The organism is Kribbella sp. HUAS MG21 (assembly GCF_040254265.1).
Classification (GTDB): Bacteria; Actinomycetota; Actinomycetes; order Propionibacteriales; family Kribbellaceae; genus Kribbella.
In genome coordinates this window covers 4,547,816-4,566,730 of sequence record NZ_CP158165.1, presented here as the reverse complement: position 1 = coordinate 4,566,730, position 18,915 = coordinate 4,547,816, and the positions used below count along the sequence as shown (strand labels likewise).

Genomic DNA, 18,915 nt, shown 5'->3' with positions numbered 1-18,915 from the left:
GCAACATCAGTACGCCACGCCGACCGGTTGGGCGACGGTTGCCGGGTTGGCGAGTACGGCGAGCATCAGGTGGGCGACGTCGGCGCGGGAGATCAGGTAGCCCTTGGTGACGGTGCCGCCTACGACTGTGCGGTAGCGGCCCGTCAGCGGCTTGCCGGTGAGTTTCGGCGGGCGCACGATCGTCCACTCCGTGGCGCTGCCGGCGATGTCCGCTTCCATCACGCGCAGGTCGGCGTACACCTCGGCGGCGAACGCGTTGATCAGCGGGTGCACCACCCGCCGGTTCAGGAAGCTCTCGTCCGGCGGGATCGGCCCGAGCGGCGCGGCGCTGACCGCGACGAACCGCCGTACCCCGGCCGCCTCCATCGCCGCGAGGATCGATTTCGTACTGCGGGACGCGACCGGCCCGGACTTGCGCCCGCGCGGCCCGACGCCGGAGATCACCGCCGTACTCCCGTCGACGGCCTCCCGCAACGGCTCCGCGGCGTCCAGCCCCGGCACCCGGACGACCTCCAGCGACGGATGCTGCACCTCGAACGCGGACGACGTACGCACCACCGCCGTCACCTTGTGCCCCGCGTCGAGCGCCTGCCGTACGACGTGCCCGCCGATCCCGCCCGTCGCGCCGAACACCGTGATCCTCATCCCGACCGCCTCCTGTGCGCTACCGTGAAATCTGCTCTCCAATTCATATAGTACGGAACTCATAAGATATGGAACAGAGATAAATGAGTGACCCGCGCCACCGCCGCCGGACCGGGAACGAGATCAAGACCGCGCTCCGCGACCTGCGCATCCAGCTCGCCCTGCTGAACCACCAGATCGGCGGCAAGCTGGCGCTGAAGGACGTCGACCTGGACTGCCTCGACGTCCTTGCCCGGAACGGCCCGCTCACCCCGAGCGCGCTCGCCCGCCAGGCCGGCCTGCATCCGGCGACGTTGACCGGCATCCTGGACCGCCTCGAACGCGGCGGCTGGATCGCCCGCGACCGCGCCCGGGCGGACCGGCGCAGCGTGACGATCCGCGTGCTTCCGGACCGCGGCACCGAGGTGTTCCGGCTGTACCGGCCGATGATCGGCGCGATGGACGACGTCCTCGCGGACTACAGCGACGAGGAGCTCACGCTGATCGCGGACTTCCTGCGGCGCAGTACGGAGGCCGGGCAGCGCGCCAACGGTGAGCTGGCTCAGGAGTAGAGGTCGCGCAGCTTCGTGCCGAGGTCGCGGAGCTCGGCCCGCAGCTCCGCTGGTCGCAGTACTTCGATCGCGTCGCCGAAGCGGCTGAGCGACGCGGCGGCGTTCGCGACCGACTCGATCGGGATGGTCACGGTGACGCTGCCGTCCGCTTCGGGCGTTGCGGCCGTCACCGCCTTCACGAGCGCCGGGTACGAGACGTCGTACATCTTGGCGGCGAGGCGGGGTGACACCTTGACGACGGCCTCGGCGGTAAAGCGGGTCTTGTCGAAGCCCTCCAGGTGTTCCTGCCAGAACCGTACGAGGTTGAAGTCGGCGGCGCGCTCGAACTCCTCGTCGGTGGCGGTGAGCTCGAGGATGTTGGAGACGCGGTACGTGCGCAAGCCGCCGGGCGTGGCCGCGACGACGTACCAGCTGCCGTTCTTCAGGACGAGACCGTACGGCTCGAGGGTGCGCTCGACCTCGCGGGGCGCCTCCCAGCGGCGGTACCGCACCTTGACGCGGCGGTCGTGGAGTACGGCGTCGGCGACGGCGGAGAGGTGGGGCGAGTCCTCGGCGTCCTGGTACCAGGCGGGCAGGTCGAGGTGGAAGCGGTTCTTCAGGCGGCCGGCGCGATCCCGCTGGTCGGGTGCGAGCGCGGCAAGGAGCTTGAGCTCGGCGGCGCTGGTCTCGGCAGTGAGCCCGAGCGCGGCGGCGGCGCCGGGCATGCCGACCAGGAAGAGTGCGGCGGCCTCCTGTTCGGTAAGCCCGGTGAGGCGGGTGCGGTACCCCTCCACCAGGCGATACCCGCCGGCTCGGCCTTGGTCGGCGTACACCGGGACACCGGCGGCCGCGAGCGCCTCGACGTCGCGATAGATCGTCCGGAGCGAGACCTCGAGCTCGTCGGCGAGTTCGCGTGCGGTCAGCTGCCGGCGCGTCTGCAGCAACAGCAGGATCGACAACAGCCGGCTCGAACGCATACCTCCGAGGTTAGTGCTGATCGCTGCCATGGGTTGTCAGGTTTCGCTCGCACGCTTGGTGCCCATGACGACATGGACCAAGGTGACCGGCGACTTCGACTTCCTCAACGGGTACTTCGACGTCCACCACCGCAGGCTCAAGGATGCCTTCGTGGGGTGCGACGAGTGGACCGAGGACGACGGGACGACGACGGCGCACACGTACTTCGACGGCGCGATCAGCATCGACGAGATGCGGTTCCCGGGGCGGGGGTCGTACGGGCTGTCGCTGCGGGTGTTCGACCCGACGGCGAAACTGTGGAGCATCTGGTGGGTCAGCAGCACCACGATGACGCTCTACCCGCCGGTGCGGGGCGAGTGGAGCACGGACGGGTCGCGGTGCCGGATGGTCGGCGACGACACCCACGAGGGCAAGCCGATCCTGTGCAGCTACGAATGGTCGGACATCACGGACGAGACCGCGCATTGGGAGCAGGCGTACTCGAACGACGGCGGCGAGACCTGGGAAACCAACTGGATCATGGACTTCACCCGCCGCGACACTCCCCCGCCGGCACTGGACGTCCCGAAGCTCACCGACGACTTCGACTTCCTCGTCGGCCGCTGGTCCTTCCACAACCGGCGCCGCCGCCCCGTCCTCGGCGAACCGCACGAATGGTACGAACACGACGCCACGCTGCAGGCGACGACGTACTTCGACGGCGCCATCAGCTTCGACGAAGGCTGGTTCCCGAGCGAGGGCTTCCGCGGCGCGACGTTCCGCCTCTACAGCCCCGAGACCCGAACGTGGTCCATCCACTGGATCAACAGCACCCGAGGCCACTTGGAAACCCCCGTCATCGGTTCCTTCGAGAACGGCACCGGCACCTTCGAAGGCCCCGACGAATGGGACGGCCAACCCATCGACGTCCGGTTCCTCTGGACCCCCGGCACCGACAAGGCCGCCTGGGAACAGGCCTTCTCCACCGACAACGGCCAGACCTGGACCCCGAACTGGCACATGACCCACACCCGCCTGGACTGATCACAGCGCAGGTCGGCGGCAGGGGGTCGGTGGGCGGACCCCATGCGTTGTGAACACCTCCTGGGGACTGGCGACAGGCAATTACTTGTCGTCAGTCCCCAGGAGGTGTCGCAGATCGTGTACGTCGATGGAGCCCGCGCAGGTACTGCGGTGCGTGAAGCGCGCGTGCGATGGGCTAGGCGAGGTTGTCGAGGGTGGAGGTGAGGTGGCGCAGGTGGGCGAGGTTGGTGGGAAGGGTTCGCAGGGTGTGAGTTATGGCGGCGTCGATCGCGGGTCTGGCGCCCATCCAGCGGGGTGCCGGGGCCTCGCCGAGTGAGACGCGGATCTGCTCGCTGAGGACCTGGACCTGGTTTCGGGACACGCTGAGGAAGAGGTCCGGGCCGGGCCAACTGATGTCTCCGCCGGAGGCGACGTACGCGGCGAGGATCCGCCGTACCGGATCGGGTTCGCCGGCGCCGAAGATGTACGCGACCCGCCCGGCTTCGAGGGCTGCGCTGTCGGTGCGCACGCTGTCCCAGTCGACCAGTACGGGACCCTCGGGAGACATGACAATGTTGTGGGTCTTGAAGTCGCCGTGCGTTGTCACGACGTCCGGGGCGATGTCGCAGATGCCGGCGATGCGCTCGGTGACCGCGCGAATGTGCGGCATGGTGTCTCCAAGCAGTCCCGCCCAGGCGAGGTCGCGACGTCGCGCATCAGCGACCCATCGGTCCCAGGTCGCGGGCGGATGAACTGCTTGCCGCCACCAGTCGGGCAGGCCGACCGCGCCGACCGGCCGCAGCCGATGAACCTTCAGCATCGTCCGGCCGAGCCAGGTCGAGACATCGGACTCGGACGTCGAGTGCTCGATCCATCGGTGGACCCGGAACAGCCGGTCCTCGATCCGCGCCACCCAACCCAGGTCCGGCTCGGTCGGGGTGATCGGCTCAGGCATGTCCACACCGGCCTCGAGCGCCCGCCGTTCGAACGCCATCGCGGCAGCCAACTGGTCGGACAGGTGCTCACCGTGGAACTGTCCGCCCGTCGCCGCGAAGTACCCCTTGACGAAGTAGCTTCCGCGCGAGGTGTCGAGCCGCCACGCGTCGGTATCGCCCCGCCGGACATGGACAAGGTCGCCGTACGGCGTGCCCAGCTCGAACCGTCCGGCGATGTCTTCCGGCGTCGGCGTGTGCACGTTGCCTCCCGGTGGCCTTCAAATACGAGGGACAGGGCGAGATGACGAAGGTAGCCTGACCGGGCTATGGACACGTACGACGTGACGCGCGCTACCGCGGCCGCAACTTCGATCGCCACGGCGCAGGGTCTGCCGGCCGACAACGCGATCGTGCTGCACAACTCGAACAAGCTGGCCTTGCGCCTGACGCCGTCCGACGTCTTCGCCCGGGTCGCGCCCGTGGGGCAAGAGGTTGCTGAGTTCGAGATCGAACTCGCTCAACGCCTCGCGGACGCCGGATCCCCGGTCGCAACGCTGGAGCCTCGGGTGGAGCCGCTGGTGTACAAGCACGACGGCTTCGCGATCACCCTCTGGACGTACTACGAGCCGGCGGCATCTCACCTCACCCCAGCCGAGTACGCCGAGGCGCTGGAGCAGCTGCACGCAGGCATGCGCAAGGTGGAGCTGCCGAGCCCGCGGTTCACGGATCGAGTCGCGGAAGCGGAAGAGACCGTCGAGAACCCGGACCGCTCACCGAAACTCGCCGACGCGGATCGTGCGTTCCTCATCCGCACGCTGCGAGACGTACGCCAGGCAATCGACGATCGTGGCGCCGCAGAACAACTACTCCACGGCGAACCGCATCCAGGCAATGTGCTCAGTACGAAGAACGGCGCACTGTTCATCGACTTCGAGACCTGCTGCCGAGGCCCGGTCGAGTTCGACCTGGCCCACGTACCGGACGCGGTCTGCAAGCACTACCCGAACGTCGACCAGAAACTCCTGGACGACTGCCGCCAACTAGTCCTCGCGATGGTCGCAGCCTGGCGCTGGGACCACACCGACCAGTTCCCGAACAGCAGACAATTCGGAAACGAACTCCTCCACTCCCTCCGCCAAGGCCCACCCTGGCCAACCCTCGACACCCTCGCCAAACGCCTCAACCTTCCCTAGATCGCCGCCAGGAGCGCGCGTGGGTTACACGGTTAGTTGGCGGACGGCTGCCAAGGTGGAGAGGGCTGCTTGGGTGGCTTCGTAGCCTTTGTCTTCTCGGCTGTCGGGGAGGCCTGCTCGGTCCAGGGCCTGGGGGTCGTTGTCGCAGGTGAGGACGCCGAAGCCGACCGGTACTCCGGTCGTGACGCCTACCTGCATCAAGCCCTCCGTCGCCGCCTGGCAGACGTACTCGAAGTGCGGGGTGTCGCCACGGATCACCACGCCCAACGCAACCACAGCGTCGTACCCGGACTTCGCCGCATGCAGCGTCGCAACAGGCAGTTCGAACGAGCCGGGGACCCGGATCACGGTGTGGTCCGTGACGCCCGAGTCCTCCAGAGCGCGGAGGGCGCCGGCGAGGAGGCCGTCGGTGACCTTGGGGTGCCACTGGGCGGCGACGACCGCGACCCGGGCGCCTTCGACGCGGGGTACCTCGATGGTGGGTGCTCCACTGCCCGACATCAGCCGGCTCCGTTCTCTTCGGTCAGCAGGCCACCGGGCAAGTGGTGGCCCATTCGGTCGCGCTTCGTGCGCAGGTACCGCAGGTTGTGCTCGGTCGGGTCGATAGAGATCCCGCGCCGTTCGACGACGTCGATCCCGTACCCCTGGACGCCGGCGAGCTTGTCCGGGTTGTTCGTCAGCAACCGCACCGACGTCACCCCGAGGTCGGCGAGGATCTGCGCCCCGGTGCCGTAGTCGCGGGCATCGGCAGGCAGCCCGAGGTCCAGGTTCGCGTCGACGGTGTCCCGCCCGGCGTCCTGCAGCTCGTACGCCTGCAGCTTGTGCAGCAGCCCGATCCCCCGCCCCTCATGACCGCGCAGGTAGACCACCACACCACCCTCAGCAGCGACCTGCCGGAGCGCCTCGTCGAGCTGCGGCCCGCAGTCGCACCGCAGCGACCCGAACACGTCCCCGGTCAGGCACTCCGAGTGCAGCCGCACCAGCGTCGGCCCGTCGCCGATCTCGCCGCGGACCAGCGCGAGCTGCTCCGACCCGTCCACCGTGTTGCGGTAGCCGTGGGCAACGAAATCGCCGTACTGCGTCGGCAGCGTCGTCGTGGCGACCCGCTGGATCTGGGACTCGGTACGGCGCCGGTACCGGATCAGGTCGTCGATCGACACCAGCACCAGCCCGTGCTCGTCCGCGAAGGTCCGCAGGTCGTGCCCGCGCTTCATCGTGCCGTCGTCGTTCACCAGCTCCGAGATCACCGCGGCGGGCGTCAGCCCGGCCATCCGGGCCAGGTCGACCGACGCCTCGGTGTGCCCGGGCCGCACCAGTACGCCGCCTTCCCGGGCGCGCAGCGGGAACACGTGCCCCGGCTGCACCAGGTCGTACGGCTCCGAGGCCGAGTCGGTCAGTACCCGGATCGTCCGCGCCCGGTCGGCCGCCGAGATCCCGGTGCTGATCCCGTCGCGCGCGTCGACGGAGATCGTGTACGCGGTCCGCATCCGCTCCCGGTTGTGCGGGGTCATCAGCGGGATCGCGAGCCGGTCGAGTTCCGCGCCCTCCATCGGTACGCAGACCACGCCGGAGCTGTACCGGATCAGGAACGCCAGCAACTCCGGCGTCGCCTTGGACGCGGCGAAGATCAGGTCGCCCTCGTTCTCCCGATCCTCGTCGTCGACCACGATCACCGGCCGGCCGGCGCGGATCTCCTCGATCGCGTGCTCGATCGTGTCGAGCTTCAGTACGTCGCCCATCTCAACCCACCACCACCGGCTCAGGAGTCTCGGCGCGCTCCCGGTTCTGGATCCGCCACCACGACCCGAACCCGACAACGCAGAACAGCCCGTAGACGATGTACATCGTCGCCGACGGGTAGAACCCGGACTGCAGCAGCAGCGGTACGCCGACCACGTCGACCGCGATCCAGATCAGCCAGAACTCGACGAACCCGCGGGCCATCCCGTACGTCGCCAGGATCGAGCCGGTGAGGATCCACGCGTCCCACTGCGGGCCCCACGACCCGAGCTCGCGCAGCACGAAGTACGAGATCGCGTACAGCACCACCGCGAGACCGAGCAGCTCGAGCCGCTCCCGGGCCGTGGCCCAGCGCGGCTGCACCGCCGCCGCGGCGCCGTGGTGCCGGGTCTGGTACCACCGGTACCAGCCGTACAGGCTGACCAGCGCGAAGAACACCTGCCGCCCGGCCTGGCCCCAGAGGTCCTTGTCCTGCGGGGTGTCGAAGATCCCGCCGACGAAGACCGTGAACAGCAGTACGTTGCCGACGATGCCGACCGGCCACGCGGCGACCAGCCGGCGCATCCCGAACAGCGCGCTGGCCAGCCCGAACACGTTGCCGACGATCTCCCGGACGAGCACCGGCGAGCCGGCGATCGTCACCTCGGAGTGCAACAGCCAGTCGATCACCGCACGCCCCCGTCGCTCACGTTGCCCGTGGCAAGCAGCCTGTCGACGTACTTCGCGATGACGTCGACCTCGAGGTTGACGGTGTCGCCGACCTGGTTGCGGCCGAGCACGGTCAGCTCCAGCGTCGTCGGGATCAGGCTGACCCCGAACGTGCCGGTCGCGTCGTCGACGTCGACGACGGTCAGCGAGACCCCGTCGATGGCGATCGAGCCCTTCTCGGCGACGTACCGCAGGATCTCCGGCGAGGTCGCGACCCGGACGTCCTCCCAGTGCTCGCCGGGGTTGCGGGACGCGATCGTGCCGGTGCCGTCGACGTGGCCCTGGACGATGTGGCCGCCGAGCCGCTCGTGGGCGGTGACCGCGCGCTCCAGGTTGACCGGCGAGCCCTTCTCCAGGCCGCCGAGGCTGGTACGGCGCAACGTCTCGCGCATCACGTCCGCGGTGAAGGTCGCACCGCCGTGGTCGGTCACCGTCAGGCAGCAGCCGTTGACCGCGATCGAGTCGCCGTGGCCGGCGTCCTCGGTCACCTTGGGGCCGCGGATCGTGAGCCGGGCGGCGTCGCCGTCCAGTAGGTCCAGGGACTCGACGGTGCCGAGTTCCTCGATGATGCCGGTGAACATCTACTTTCCTCCCAGAGGGACCAGGGTCAGCCGGACGTCGTCGCCGAGCCGGGTGACGTCCGCTAGCTTGAACCGCCGCAGGTGGTCGATCGATTCCGCGCCGAGGTCGCCGACCGCGGCGTACCCGGAGCCGAGGACGGCCGGGGCGACGTACGCGACGATCTGGTCGACCAGACCGGCGCGCAGGAACGCGGCGGCCAGCGTCGGGCCGCCTTCGAGCCAGAGGTGCCGGATCTGCCGGTCGTCCAGCTGCCGGAGCACCTCGGCGGGATCGTGGGTCGGCAGCAGCAGGGTCTCCGCGCGGTCGTTGCGGACCCGCGCGGCCGGCGGGATCTCGCGGTCGCCGACCACCACCCGCAGCGGCTGCCGCGCCGCGGGTACGTCGTTCTCGTCGCGCACCGTCAGCTCCGGGTCGTCGGCGAGCACCGTCTGGGTACCGACCGCGATCGCGTCGCACTCGGCCCGCAGCCGGTGCACGTCGGCCCGCGCGATCGGGCCGGTGATCCACTTGCTGGTCCGGTCCGGCGCCGCGGACCGCCCGTCGAGCGTGGTCGCGAACTTCCAGGTGACGAAAGGCCGGCCGGCCCGGACGCTGTGCAGCCAGACGTGATTGACCGCCTCGGCCTCGGCACGCAGGACGCCCTGCACGACCTCGATGTTCTTGCTGGCCAGCTTGTCGGCGCCCCCCGCCGCGGTCCGGTTCGGATCCGGTACGGCGTACACGACGCGCGCGACATCCGCCTCGATCAGCGCGTCCGCGCACGGACCGGTCCGGCCGGTGTGGTTGCAGGGCTCCAGGGTGACGTACGCCGTCCCGCCGCGGGCCGCGGCCCCGGCCATCCGGAGCGCCTCGACCTCGGCATGCGGGCCGCCGGCAACGGCATGGAAGCCTTCGCCCACCGGATGCCCGTCGCGGCCGGTGATCACACAGCCGACGACCGGATTGGGATGCGTGCCGCCGATCCCTCTCGCGGCCAGCTCGACGGCACGCCGCATCCAGGCGACATCCATCGGCGACGCGTCGTTCACTGCTCGGGCCCCTCGTCGTCACGGTCCGCGCTGCCGGGGTCTCGTGACAACCGGCGGCCACGCCCCGCCGCCCAGGTCCCGCCGTACGCCGTCCCGCGCGCACCGCCTGACCGGATGCCGGAGCACACCCGCCGATCGCGTGCGCCTCCCATCCGGACTTTCACCGTCGGTCCCGGAATTCCACCAGGTCAACCGATCGCCGAACCACAGCGACCGGGTCGCGGACTGTCACCGCCGGCTCGGAATTACACCGACCCCGGAGCACGCGAGTGGGTTCACTCGTGCTTCAAGTATGCCCTCCCCCGCAACCCGCACCACGACCCAGGTCACATCGTGAGCGGTTCAGTGGCCGACGCAGGCGCCCGCACCCGGCGGCTGAGGACGAGCGCCAGCGCCGCCGCCACGCACCCGGCGGCGACCGTGAACATCAGCGGCCGGTACCCGAACGCCTCGGCCAGGCCCGCCCCGCCGAGCGGCCCGACCGCCTTCGCGATCGTGGCCGGCGTCCCGATCATCCCGGCGATCGTGCCGAAGCCGGTCGCGCCGTACCGGTCGAGCAGGATCGCCGGCAGCGCGACCGACGACACCCCGAACCCGAGCCCGAACAGCACCAGGCACCCGATCGCGCCGCCCACGTGCCGCCCGACCGCGGGCAGCAGCGCGACCGCGACCCCTTGGCAGAACACGATCAGCGCCGTGATCGTCGCCATCGGCAACCATCGCGCGGACACACTGGCCACCAGCCGGCCGGTCACCGACAGCAGGCCGAGCAACCCCGCCAGGCTCGCCGCCCGCGCCGGCGGATGACCGAGGCTGACGAGATACAGCACCAGATGCACCGAGATCACGGCCAGTCCGCCGCTGTGGACGACGAACTCCCCCGCGAGCAGCCAGAACCCCGCGTCGCGCAACACCCGAGCCGGAGACTTCGCCGGCCGCGAACCACCCGGCCCCCGCGGCCGACGCGGTACGGCGAACAGATGCAGCGGCACTGTGATCACAGCCACAGTCCCGGCGAGCACCACGAGCGCGGTCCGCCAGCCGAGGGTGTGCGCGAGGTACCCCGTCAGCGGGATGAAGATCGAGCTCGCCAGGCCGCCGACCATCGTGATCGTGAGGATCGAGGTGTTCCGGGCGGCCGGTGCCGCGACCGCGACCACGACCGCGAAGGCCGGCGGGTAGAGCACCATCGCGCTCGCGATCCCGAGCAGCACGAAGACGGCGTACAGCTGGACGACGTTCTGGACCTGTGACCAGCCGAGGACGGCGAACGCGGCCAGCACCGAGCCGCCGCTCATCAGGCCGCGGCCGCCGCCCGCGTCCAGGCGCCGGCCGACCGGGATCGACATCAGGGCGCTGACCAGGACGGCGACGGTCGAGGCGCCGACGGCCGTGGACGTGGAGATCGACAGCTCGGCGCTCATCGGGCCGAGGAGGGCGCTGAACGCGTAGGTGAGCACGCCGTACCCGACGGTCGTCGTGATCGCCAGCGCGGCGACCAGGAAGCGCACCCGGTCCCGTGTCAGCCTGGTGACCGCTGCCGAGTCCATCAGGATCAGTCTTCCCGTCCCGCTCCGCGCCTGCAAACGTAATTCTCTTTGCGATTGCAACTTCCCGACCGCTCAGCGCTGGAAAATCACGTTCGCAAGTGCGAAGATTTTTGCATGGAGCAGACCGCGCACAACCTGCAGCAACAGGTCGAGCTGTACGGCGAGCCGCTGGGTGACGTGGTCCGGCGGATCACCGGGGCGCTCGGCCTGACGCAGGGCGGTCTCGCCCAAGTGATCGGGTTGTCCGCGCCGATGCTGTCGCAGCTGGTCAGCGCGCAGCGGGTGAAGATCGGCAACCCGGCCGTGGTGGCCCGGCTGCGATCCGTGTCCGAGCTCGCCGATCTCGCCGTCGCCGGCGGCATCGAGCCCGAGCACATCCCCCAGGAACTCGACGGGATCCGCGCCGCGACCGGCGCCTACACGCGCCCGACGACGGCCCAGGTACGGCGGACGGCCCCCGGGCCGACCCCGACGCCATTCGCCTCGCCGACCGGGCTCGCCGTGGAGACCTCGTCCTGGCCTGCCCAACCCGACGCGGCGACGCCGCCGTCCGCACGCGCCGTCGTCCGCGAACTGCAGGACCTGTTCCGCGCCGTCGCGTCCGCCGACGAGATCCAGCGGGCCGCCGCCGCGGCCGCCGCCGAGTCGCCCGCGGTGGCCGAGCTCCTGCTCGCGTACGGCGCCGGCCGCACCGCCGACGCCCTCGCGCACTATGAGCAGCATCACGGCTGAGCCTCCGATATAACACAAGCCGACTGCACTTTCGGCGCCGTCTCATCCCTTGTCGGGTGGAATTTCCGCGGGCCCGGCTGGTGTTGAGTTGCGGAGGCGGGGCGGATCGCCCTGCGTTCGTTGACGTTGTGAGGAGACAGTTGTGCGCGCGTTCGGCCCTCTTCGGCGGGGTGTCACAGTTCGGCGGGTTGTCGCAGTACTCGGTGCCATCACCCTGACGGCGGCCATGGTTGCCTGCGGCAGCGACCAGAAGGATTCCGCGTCGGGCCCGGACCTGGGGCTGATGCAGGCCGGGACGCTGCGGATCGGCACGCTCACCGACGCGCCGCCGAACGTGTACGTGAAGGACGGCAAGTTCACCGGCTTCGACAACGACCTGATCACCGCGGTCGCGGCGAAGCTGAACCTGAAGCCCGAGTTCGTCGGCACCGACTTCTCCGCCCTGCTCTCGCAGGTGAACGGCGGCCAGTTCGACCTCGGCAGCTCGTCGATCACGGTCACCGAGGCGCGCAAGAAGACCGTTGCGTTCAGCAACGGCTACGACTTCGGCTACCTGGGCCTCAACACCACGAAGGACTCCGGGATCAAGACCTTCGACCAGCTGTCCGGCAAGCGCGTCGTGGTCGTCCAGGGCACCGTCCAGGACGACTACGCCACCGGCAAGAACCTGAACCCGGTCCGGGTGCCGAACTACAACGCCGCGCTCGGCCAGCTCAAGGCCGGTACGGCGGACGCGTGGGTCTCGCCGGCCGAGATCGGCGAGAAGATGGCCAAGGAGCAGGGCGGCGGCACGGTGATCCTGGCCGCGAAGGAGCTGAGTGAGGCGCCGATGGCGTTCGCGGTCGCCAAGAACAACGACAAGCTCCGCGAGGCCGTGAACAAGGCGCTCGACGAGGTGATCGCCGACGGCACCTGGACCAAGCTGGTCGAGCAGTACTACCCGGGTCGCGCCGTACCGGCGAACTTCAAGCCGGGCAGCGGCTCGGTCAAGTTCACGGCACCGAAATCCTGATGGACATCTGGTCCACCCTGAGTGACACCTTCCTCGACTGGGAGTCGATGAAGGCGGTCCTGCCCGAAATGCTGAAGGTGGGACTGGTCAACACGCTCATCCTGGCGGCCGCCTCGGTCGTGCTGGGCACCTTGCTCGGCATGGTCGTGGCGGTCCTCGCCTTGTCCACGAAGCCGTGGCTGCGCTGGCCGGCGAAGATCTACACCGACATCTTCCGCGGCCTGCCCGCGATCCTCACCATCTTGCTGATCGGCCAGGGCCTGTCCCCGATCACCCGGCACTGGTGGGGCCCGAACCCGTACCCGCTCGGCATCCTCGCCCTGTCGCTGATCGCGGCGGCGTACATCGGCGAGATCTTCCGCTCCGGCATCCAGAGCGTGGAGAAGGGCCAGCTCGAGGCCGCCCGCGCGCTCGGCTTCAGCTACACCAGCGGCATGCGCCTCGTCGTCATCCCGCAAGGCGTACGACGGGTGCTCCCGGCGCTCGTGAACCAGTTCATCGCGCTCGTGAAGGAGTCGAGCCTGGTGTACTTCCTGGGCCTGCTCGCGAGTCAGCGCGAGCTGTTCCGGATCGGCCAGGACGCGGCCGCGACCAACGGCAACCTGTCGCCGCTGCTGCTCGCGGGCATCTTCTACCTGGTGATCACCGTGCCGCTGACCCACCTGGTGAACTACTTCGACAAGCGGTTGCGCGAAGGACGTCCGGTCGAGACCGACGACGTCGCACTGGAGGATCTCGCCCATGCCAACCGCTGAATCGCTACGGTCCGTCGAGGCCGCGAGCCTGGAGGTCAGCGGCGTCGAGCTGGCCTTCGGCAGCAACAAGGTCCTGCGCGGCGTCGATCTCGCCGTACCGGCCGGGCAGACCGCCTGCGTGATCGGCCCGTCGGGGTCCGGGAAGTCGACGCTGCTGCGCGCGATCAACCGGCTGCTCGAGCCGGACGCGGGTGACGTGAAGCTCGGCGGCGAGTCCGTACTGCGGGGTGATCCCGACGTCCTGCGGCGCCGGATCGGGATGGTGTTCCAGCACTTCAACCTGTTCCCGCACAAGAGCGTGCTCGACAACATCACGCTGCCGCTGCGGAAGATCAAGAAGCTCGACACCGAGGCCGCCCAGGCCGCGGCCCGTGCGCAGCTCGAACTCGTCGGGCTCGCCCACAAGGCCGGCGCCCGGCCCGGGAACCTGTCCGGCGGGCAGCAGCAGCGGGTCGCGATCGCGCGGGCGCTGGCGATGGAACCCGAGGTGATGCTGTTCGACGAGGCGACGTCGGCGCTCGACCCCGAGCTGGTGAAGGGCGTGCTGGCGCTGATGGCGGACCTCGCGCAGGCCGGGATGACGATGGTCGTGGTCACCCACGAGATGGGCTTCGCGCGTGAGGTCGCGGACCAGGTCGCGTTCATGGACCACGGGGTCGTGGTCGAGTCCGGCGTACCCGAGAAGATCTTCGGCGCGGCCGAGTCGCCGCGGCTGCGTCAGTTCCTGTCCCAGGTGCTCTGAGCTGCCAGCACGGCCGCGAGGCCTGCTCGCAGGTCGTCGACGAAGTACTCGGGAACCTCCAGCGACGGGAAGTGCCCGCCGCGTTCCGGCGTCGTCCAGCGGACGAGCTGCCGGTAGCGCTGCTCCGCCCAGGGGCGCGGGCACTTCTCGATGTCGCGGGGATACATGGTGATCGCCGCCGGGACGTCGACGCGGAGATCGGGGTCCATCGAGGCGTGGCTCTCGTAGTAGATCCGCGCCGCCGAGGCGCCACTGCGCGTCAGCCAGTACAGGGTGACGTCGTCGAGCACGCGGTCCCGGGAGATCGTCTCGAACGGGCTGTCCTCGGTGTCCGACCACTCGGCGAACTTGTCCAGGATCCAGGCGAGCAGCCCGACCGGTGAGTCGACGAGCGAGTAGCCGATGGTCTGCGGCCGGGTCGCCTGCTGCTTCGCGTACGCCCCACGCGGGCCCGCGTAGAAGTCGCGCGTCTGCTCGGCCCAGCCGCGCTCCTCGGCCGTCAGGCCTTCCGTCGTCAGCCCCGGAGGTCCGTCCGCGAACGTCGTGTGGATGCCGAGCACGTGCTCCGGGAACCTGCCGCCGAGCACCGTGGTGATGTTGCCGCCCCAGTCGCCGCCGTGGGCCAAGAACCTGTCGTAGCCGAGCCGCCCCATCAGCTCCACCCAGGCGGCCGCGATCTTCTCGGTCCCCCAGCCCGTGGTGGCGGGCTTGTCGCTGTAACCGAAGCCCGGCAGGGACGGTACGACGACGTGGAACGCCGGCGCGTCCGTGTCGTCCGGATCCGCCAGGTCCTCCACTACGTGGACGAACTCGGCGATGCTGCCCGGCCAACCGTGCGTCAGGACCAGAGGTGTGGCGTCCGCACGCGCGGACGGGCGGTGCAGGAAGTGGATGCCCAGGCTGTCGATCGTCGTCCGGAACTGCCCAATCCGGTCGAGACGCGCTTCGAACGACCGCCAGTCGTACCCGGTGCGCCAGTAGTCGACCACGTCGACGAGGTCGGCGAGCGGAACGCCTTGGTCCCAGCGGCGCGGACCGGGCGCCGCGCCTTGGACCGTCTCGGCCTCCGGCAGCCGCGCCGCGGCCAAGCGGGCGCGCAGTTCGTCGAGTTCGGCGTCCTGGGCCTGGGCTTCGAACGCTTGGACGTCGTTGGCTGGACGGGGCATGAGACCTCCTGGCCATCGCGGAACCGGCTGAACCACGGTTCTAACAGATGTTGGTTTCCCGGAGTTCGTCCGGTGCGCCTCAGGTGCCCGCGGGTCCAGCGCGGGTAGCGTGCGCAGGTGAACCACCCACCGCCCTGGGGGGACCATGGACGTTCGCTTGACGCGTACGGGGAACAGGGTCGTCGGCCTGGCGATCATGATGCTGGTGAGTGCCGTGATCGGCACGGTCGTGGTCGCGGCCGCCCGGTCGCCGGCGAAACCGGTCGCGCCCGCGCCGGCCGCGGCCGCTCCGGCCACGCCCTCGAAGACCCCGTTGCCCAGCAAGTACGTCGTCCTGACCTTCGACGACGGCCCTGATCCCGAGTACACCCCGAAAGTGCTCGACATCCTGGCCAAGTACGACGCCAAGGCGACCTTCTTCGAGATCGGCCAGAACGTCCGCAAGCATCCTGCCCTGACCAAGCGGATCCACGCCGCTGGCCACAGCGTGCAGAACCACACATGGACGCACGCCGACCTGCGCACCCTGAGCGCGACCGCGTTCCGGCAGCAGCTCGCGTCGACGGACGAGGCAATCCGCGCCCAGACCGGTAGTACGCCCGCCTGTCTGCGGCCGCCGTACGGCGGGGTGAACGCGACCGTCAGGCAGCGGGCGCGCGCCCTCGGCAAGGACCTCGTCGTGTGGACGGTCGACTCGCGGGACTGGACGAAGCCGGGCACCACCGCGATCGTGCAGCGGGTGCTGAAGAACGTGCACAACGGCTCGGTGATCCTGATGCACGACGGCGGCGGCAACCGCACGCAGACGGTGGCGGCACTGCCCGCGATCCTGCAGGCGCTGAAGGCGCAGGGCTACGGGTTCCGCACCCTCACCTGTTAGGCCTGGGATTCAGGACAGCGCGCTCACCAGCGGTACGACGTCCGCGATCGAGGCGACGATGCGGGTCGGGCGGTACGGGAACCGCTCGACCTCGTGCTCACCGGTCGAGCCGGTCAGCACGAGCACGCTCCGCAGGCCCGCCTCCAGACCGCTGATGATGTCGGTGTCCATCCGGTCGCCGATCATCACGGTGGTCTCGGAGTGTGCCTCGATCCGGTTCAGCGCGCTGCGCATCATCAACGGGTTCGGCTTGCCGACGAAGTACGGCGCGACGCCGGTGGCCCGGGTGATCAGCGCCGCCACCGAGCCGGTCGCGGGCAGCGGGCCCTCGGTCGACGGGCCGGTCGGGTCCGGGTTCGTCGCGAGGAACCGGGCCCCTTCGGCGATCAGCCGGATCGCCTTGGTGATCGCCTCGAACGAGTACGTCCGGGTCTCGCCGAGCACCACGTAGTCCGGGGCGCGCTCGGTCAGCACGTACCCGACCTCGTGCAGCGCCGTGGTCAGGCCCGCCTCGCCGATCACGTACGCCGTCCCGCCCGGACGCTGGTCGTCCAGGAACTGCGCGGTGGCCAGCGCACTGGTCCAGATCGACGCCTCCGGGATGTCGATGCCCGCGGCAAGCAGCCGGGCGCGCAGGTCGCGCGGCGTGAAGATCGAGTTGTTGGTGAGGACCAGGAACCGCTTGCCGGAGGCCTGCAGCGCGGCGATGAACTCGCTGGCGCCGGGAATGGCGCGCTCCTCGTGCACCAGCACGCCGTCCATGTCCGTGAGCCAGCTCTCCACCGGTTTGTGCTCGGTCACCGGGCCATCGTAATTGCCTGACCGGGGCGGAGGGGCGGGGGAGGAAAAGTGTCGGTGGCCTTGTTCAGAATGCAGGCATGAACTTGTCCGGCTACCGAGAGCTGTGGCGAACTCGGGGTGTGACGGCGTTGTTGCTGTCCTCCCTGCTCGCTCGACTGCCCGTGCTCGCGACGATGGTGCCGGTCACTTTTCTGGCGAAGGACCTGAGCGGATCGTTCCGCTGGGCGGGTGTCGTCGCGGGTGCGTACTCGGTCGGCATGGCGATCGCCGGCCCGCTCTGGTCGCGGACGGCGGACCGGCGCGGACCGCGCGGCGTGTTGCTGGTGACCGGGATCGCATGGAGCGTCGCGCTGCTCGCGATCGCGCTGCTGCCCGCCGGTGCGCATCAAGCGCTGCCCCTGCTGACTCTGGTCGCCGGTGCGCTCGTGCCGCCGGTGATGCAGACGTTGCGCGCCGCGTGGCCGCGGGTCGTGCAGGGCCCGGCGCTGCGGACGGCGTACTCGGTGGACGCGACCGCACAGGAGCTGCTGTTCATGGTCGGGCCGATGCTCGGCGCGACCGCCGTGAGCGTCGCGAGCCCGCGGCTCGGCGTACTCCTCGCGGCGACGATGTCGGCGGTCTTCATCTGGTGGTACGCGCTTCGACAACCCGCGCCGCTCCCCCACGGCGAGCACGCTCCCGTGCCACTGACGGCGCGGCAGCTCCTCTGGCATCGGCACCGGTTGCCGCTGATCCTCGCGTTCGGGCTGTGGGTGATGTCGTTCAACGGGATCTCGCTGGCGATCGTCGCGTACGCCGACGATCACGGGCAGCGGCTGATCGCCGGGATCTTCGAGGCCGTCTGGGCGTTCGGCAGCCTGGTCGGCGGCGTGGTCGCGGGCGCGCTGCCGGGACGTCGTACGTCGTACGTGTGGCGGCGGGCCGCGCTGGTCGTGGCGGGGATGCTGTTGTGCGTGTTCGCGACTTGGTCGACGGTGTCGCTCGGGATCGCGCTGGCGATGTCGGGGCTGACGCTGGCGCCGGCGATCGGCGCGCTGTACGAGCGGCTCGGCGCGTTGACACCGGACGTGGCACGCACCGAGGTGTTCGGGTGGATGAGCAGCTCGGCGATGGGCGGTGCCGCGGTCGGCGCCGCCGTGTCGGGTGCGGTGATCGAGGGCCTCGGCGTGCGGTACGTGTGGCTGCTGGCGGCGATCCTCGCGGCGGTGGCGACCGTCCTGCTGCTCCGCGTGCCGCCGGAGGTCGCGCCGGCGCCGGCTCCTTCGGACCTACCGGGTGACGGACTGCTCGGCGAGACCGCGTAGCTTCTCGACCATCGCGTTCGGGTCGTCGGCGGCGTACACCGCCGAGCCGGCCACGAACACGTCGGCGCCGGCCTCGGCGCAGCGCTCGATCGTCTCGGCCGACACCCCGCCGTCGATCTCGATCCACAGGTCCAGGCCGTGCTTGTCGAGCAGCTCCCGCGTGCGGCGGATCTTCGGCACGCAGACGTCGAGGAACTTCTGCCCGCCGAACCCGGGCTCGACGGTCATGATCAGGATCATGTCGAGCTCGGACAGCATGTCCTCGTACGGCTCGATCGGGGTCGCGGGCTTGAGCGCCATCGCGGCCCGCGCACCCTTCGCCCGGATCTCCCGGGCGGTCCGGATCGGCGCCCGGCAGGCCTCGACGTGGAACGTGACGCTCGACGCGCCCGCCTCGACGTACCCCGGCGCCCAGCGGTCCGGGTCCTCGATCATCAGGTGGCAGTCCAGCGGCATGTCGGTCGCCTTCGCCAGCGACTCCACCACCGGCATCCCGAGCGTCAGGTTCGGCACGAAGTGGTTGTCCATCACGTCGACGTGCAGCCAGTCCGCGTTCGACACGGCCACGGCCTCGTCGGCGAGTCGCGCGAAGTCGGCGGACAGGATGCTCGGCGCGATCTGAATCCCCATGG

Annotated in this window: 21 protein-coding genes and 1 riboswitch; of the genes, 9 read left to right on the top strand and 12 right to left on the bottom strand. The window is 69.9% G+C overall.

All coding sequences use genetic code 11. The features are described 5' to 3' along the window. Positions 1 to 6 precede the first annotated feature (6 nt). Entirely contained in the window at positions 7 to 645 is a 639-nt protein-coding gene (locus ABN611_RS22465) for an NAD(P)H-binding protein (protein WP_350274182.1), read from the bottom strand. An 83-nt stretch (positions 646 to 728) separates the two neighbouring features. Between ABN611_RS22465 and ABN611_RS22460 the strand changes: the two genes are divergently transcribed. Next, positions 729 to 1,196, top strand: a complete 468-nt coding sequence (locus ABN611_RS22460; protein WP_350274181.1) for a MarR family transcriptional regulator — start codon at positions 729 to 731, stop codon at positions 1,194 to 1,196. On the opposite strand, the gene ABN611_RS22455 is transcribed toward ABN611_RS22460, so the two are convergent. Next, complete coding sequence (locus ABN611_RS22455) at positions 1,187 to 2,152, bottom strand: WYL domain-containing protein (protein ID WP_350274180.1); 966 nt, start codon at positions 2,150 to 2,152, stop codon at positions 1,187 to 1,189. The two genes, ABN611_RS22460 and ABN611_RS22455, sit on opposite strands and share 10 nt — an antisense overlap. Before the next feature lie 64 nt (positions 2,153 to 2,216). On the opposite strand from ABN611_RS22455, the gene ABN611_RS22450 reads away from it, so the two are divergent. Continuing rightward, a complete protein-coding gene (locus tag ABN611_RS22450) occupies positions 2,217 to 3,176 on the top strand; it encodes a hypothetical protein (RefSeq protein ID WP_350274179.1) in 960 nt (319 codons plus the stop codon). A 175-nt stretch (positions 3,177 to 3,351) separates the two neighbouring features. On the opposite strand, the gene ABN611_RS22445 is transcribed toward ABN611_RS22450, so the two are convergent. Then, entirely contained in the window at positions 3,352 to 4,350 is a 999-nt protein-coding gene (locus tag ABN611_RS22445; RefSeq protein ID WP_350274178.1) for an aminoglycoside phosphotransferase family protein, read from the bottom strand. Between the two features lie 66 nt (positions 4,351 to 4,416). Here ABN611_RS22445 and ABN611_RS22440 point away from each other — a divergent pair, with 66 nt between their 5' ends. Then, complete coding sequence (locus ABN611_RS22440) at positions 4,417 to 5,283, top strand: aminoglycoside phosphotransferase family protein (protein WP_350274177.1); 867 nt, start codon at positions 4,417 to 4,419, stop codon at positions 5,281 to 5,283. Between the two features lie 24 nt (positions 5,284 to 5,307). Here ABN611_RS22440 and ribH read toward each other — a convergent pair whose 3' ends face one another. The 6 genes from ribH to ABN611_RS22410 all read right to left on the bottom strand — a co-directional run bounded on the left by ribH (position 5,308) and on the right by ABN611_RS22410 (position 10,891). Beyond that, positions 5,308 to 5,784: a 6,7-dimethyl-8-ribityllumazine synthase gene (gene ribH / locus ABN611_RS22435; RefSeq protein WP_350274176.1), complete on the bottom strand. Its 477-nt coding sequence runs from the start codon at positions 5,782 to 5,784 to the stop codon at positions 5,308 to 5,310. Next, positions 5,784 to 7,022: a bifunctional 3,4-dihydroxy-2-butanone-4-phosphate synthase/GTP cyclohydrolase II gene (locus tag ABN611_RS22430; protein WP_350274175.1), complete on the bottom strand. Its 1,239-nt coding sequence runs from the start codon at positions 7,020 to 7,022 to the stop codon at positions 5,784 to 5,786. Before ABN611_RS22430 ends, ribH begins: the two co-directional genes overlap by 1 nt. Position 7,023: 1 nt before the next feature. After that, positions 7,024 to 7,692 (bottom strand): nicotinamide riboside transporter PnuC, encoded by a 669-nt coding sequence (gene pnuC, locus ABN611_RS22425; protein WP_350274174.1) that lies wholly within the window; start codon positions 7,690 to 7,692, stop codon positions 7,024 to 7,026. Continuing rightward, complete coding sequence (locus ABN611_RS22420) at positions 7,689 to 8,312, bottom strand: riboflavin synthase (protein ID WP_350274173.1); 624 nt, start codon at positions 8,310 to 8,312, stop codon at positions 7,689 to 7,691. The genes pnuC and ABN611_RS22420 overlap by 4 nt, the downstream gene beginning before the upstream one ends. After that, positions 8,313 to 9,323: a bifunctional diaminohydroxyphosphoribosylaminopyrimidine deaminase/5-amino-6-(5-phosphoribosylamino)uracil reductase RibD gene (gene ribD, locus ABN611_RS22415; protein WP_350281668.1), complete on the bottom strand. Its 1,011-nt coding sequence runs from the start codon at positions 9,321 to 9,323 to the stop codon at positions 8,313 to 8,315. 153 nt (positions 9,324 to 9,476) lie between these two features. After that, positions 9,477 to 9,610, bottom strand: a riboswitch (FMN riboswitch). Positions 9,611 to 9,667: 57 nt separating this feature from the next. Continuing rightward, the gene (locus ABN611_RS22410; RefSeq protein ID WP_350274172.1) at positions 9,668 to 10,891 is read right to left on the bottom strand and encodes an MFS transporter; all 1,224 of its coding nucleotides are present in this window, start codon (positions 10,889 to 10,891) and stop codon (positions 9,668 to 9,670) included. Between the two features lie 114 nt (positions 10,892 to 11,005). On the opposite strand from ABN611_RS22410, the gene ABN611_RS22405 reads away from it, so the two are divergent. From ABN611_RS22405 to ABN611_RS22390, 4 genes are all read left to right on the top strand, one after another. Then, positions 11,006 to 11,623, top strand: coding sequence for a DNA-binding protein (locus ABN611_RS22405; RefSeq protein ID WP_350274171.1), 618 nt, complete (start codon positions 11,006 to 11,008; stop codon positions 11,621 to 11,623). 226 nt (positions 11,624 to 11,849) lie between these two features. Then, positions 11,850 to 12,635 carry an ABC transporter substrate-binding protein gene (locus tag ABN611_RS22400; protein ID WP_350274170.1) on the top strand — a complete coding sequence of 262 codons (786 nt, stop codon included), beginning with the start codon at positions 11,850 to 11,852 and terminating at the stop codon, positions 12,633 to 12,635. Then, positions 12,635 to 13,390 (top strand): amino acid ABC transporter permease, encoded by a 756-nt coding sequence (locus tag ABN611_RS22395; protein WP_350274169.1) that lies wholly within the window; start codon positions 12,635 to 12,637, stop codon positions 13,388 to 13,390. Before ABN611_RS22400 ends, ABN611_RS22395 begins: the two co-directional genes overlap by 1 nt. After that, entirely contained in the window at positions 13,377 to 14,132 is a 756-nt protein-coding gene (locus tag ABN611_RS22390; RefSeq protein ID WP_350274168.1) for an amino acid ABC transporter ATP-binding protein, read from the top strand. The genes ABN611_RS22395 and ABN611_RS22390 overlap by 14 nt, the downstream gene beginning before the upstream one ends. Here ABN611_RS22390 and ABN611_RS22385 read toward each other — a convergent pair. Beyond that, entirely contained in the window at positions 14,108 to 15,298 is a 1,191-nt protein-coding gene (locus tag ABN611_RS22385; RefSeq protein WP_350274167.1) for an epoxide hydrolase family protein, read from the bottom strand. The genes ABN611_RS22390 and ABN611_RS22385 overlap by 25 nt on opposite strands. Positions 15,299 to 15,455: 157 nt before the next feature. On the opposite strand from ABN611_RS22385, the gene ABN611_RS22380 reads away from it, so the two are divergent. Next, entirely contained in the window at positions 15,456 to 16,178 is a 723-nt protein-coding gene (locus tag ABN611_RS22380; RefSeq protein ID WP_350274166.1) for a polysaccharide deacetylase family protein, read from the top strand. A 9-nt stretch (positions 16,179 to 16,187) separates the two neighbouring features. Here ABN611_RS22380 and ABN611_RS22375 read toward each other — a convergent pair whose 3' ends face one another. Beyond that, on the bottom strand, positions 16,188 to 16,940 hold the full coding sequence (locus ABN611_RS22375; RefSeq protein WP_350281667.1) for an HAD-IIA family hydrolase: 753 nt from the start codon (positions 16,938 to 16,940) through the stop codon (positions 16,188 to 16,190). Positions 16,941 to 17,056: 116 nt separating this feature from the next. On the opposite strand from ABN611_RS22375, the gene ABN611_RS22370 reads away from it, so the two are divergent. Beyond that, positions 17,057 to 18,283, top strand: coding sequence for an MFS transporter (locus ABN611_RS22370; protein ID WP_350274165.1), 1,227 nt, complete (start codon positions 17,057 to 17,059; stop codon positions 18,281 to 18,283). Here ABN611_RS22370 and rpe read toward each other — a convergent pair. Next, positions 18,248 to 18,913, bottom strand: coding sequence for a ribulose-phosphate 3-epimerase (gene rpe, locus ABN611_RS22365; protein WP_350274164.1), 666 nt, complete (start codon positions 18,911 to 18,913; stop codon positions 18,248 to 18,250). The two genes, ABN611_RS22370 and rpe, sit on opposite strands and share 36 nt — an antisense overlap. Between the last annotated feature and the right edge of the window lie 2 nt (positions 18,914 to 18,915).

Bases quoted from the DNA above. Each gene is read 5' to 3' on its own strand.
- ABN611_RS22450 (WP_350274179.1), top strand. From the start codon at position 2,217: ATGACGACATGGACCAAGGTGACCGGCGACTTCGACTTCCTCAACGGG.
- ABN611_RS22390 (WP_350274168.1), top strand. From the start codon at position 13,377: ATGCCAACCGCTGAATCGCTACGGTCCGTCGAGGCCGCGAGCCTGGAG.
- ABN611_RS22410 (WP_350274172.1), bottom strand. From the start codon at position 10,891: ATGGACTCGGCAGCGGTCACCAGGCTGACACGGGACCGGGTGCGCTTC.
- ABN611_RS22375 (WP_350281667.1), bottom strand. From the start codon at position 16,940: ATGGACGGCGTGCTGGTGCACGAGGAGCGCGCCATTCCCGGCGCCAGC.
- ribD (WP_350281668.1), bottom strand. From the start codon at position 9,323: ATGGATGTCGCCTGGATGCGGCGTGCCGTCGAGCTGGCCGCGAGAGGG.
- ABN611_RS22460 (WP_350274181.1), top strand. From the start codon at position 729: ATGAGTGACCCGCGCCACCGCCGCCGGACCGGGAACGAGATCAAGACC.
- ABN611_RS22370 (WP_350274165.1), top strand. From the start codon at position 17,057: ATGAACTTGTCCGGCTACCGAGAGCTGTGGCGAACTCGGGGTGTGACG.
- ABN611_RS22420 (WP_350274173.1), bottom strand. From the start codon at position 8,312: ATGTTCACCGGCATCATCGAGGAACTCGGCACCGTCGAGTCCCTGGAC.
- ABN611_RS22465 (WP_350274182.1), bottom strand. From the start codon at position 645: ATGAGGATCACGGTGTTCGGCGCGACGGGCGGGATCGGCGGGCACGTC.
- rpe (WP_350274164.1), bottom strand. From the start codon at position 18,913: ATGGGGATTCAGATCGCGCCGAGCATCCTGTCCGCCGACTTCGCGCGA.
- ABN611_RS22400 (WP_350274170.1), top strand. From the start codon at position 11,850: ATGGTTGCCTGCGGCAGCGACCAGAAGGATTCCGCGTCGGGCCCGGAC.
- ABN611_RS22405 (WP_350274171.1), top strand. From the start codon at position 11,006: ATGGAGCAGACCGCGCACAACCTGCAGCAACAGGTCGAGCTGTACGGC.
- ABN611_RS22385 (WP_350274167.1), bottom strand. From the start codon at position 15,298: ATGCCCCGTCCAGCCAACGACGTCCAAGCGTTCGAAGCCCAGGCCCAG.
- ABN611_RS22430 (WP_350274175.1), bottom strand. From the start codon at position 7,022: ATGGGCGACGTACTGAAGCTCGACACGATCGAGCACGCGATCGAGGAG.
- ABN611_RS22455 (WP_350274180.1), bottom strand. From the start codon at position 2,152: ATGCGTTCGAGCCGGCTGTTGTCGATCCTGCTGTTGCTGCAGACGCGC.
- ribH (WP_350274176.1), bottom strand. From the start codon at position 5,784: ATGTCGGGCAGTGGAGCACCCACCATCGAGGTACCCCGCGTCGAAGGC.
- ABN611_RS22395 (WP_350274169.1), top strand. From the start codon at position 12,635: ATGGACATCTGGTCCACCCTGAGTGACACCTTCCTCGACTGGGAGTCG.
- ABN611_RS22440 (WP_350274177.1), top strand. From the start codon at position 4,417: ATGGACACGTACGACGTGACGCGCGCTACCGCGGCCGCAACTTCGATC.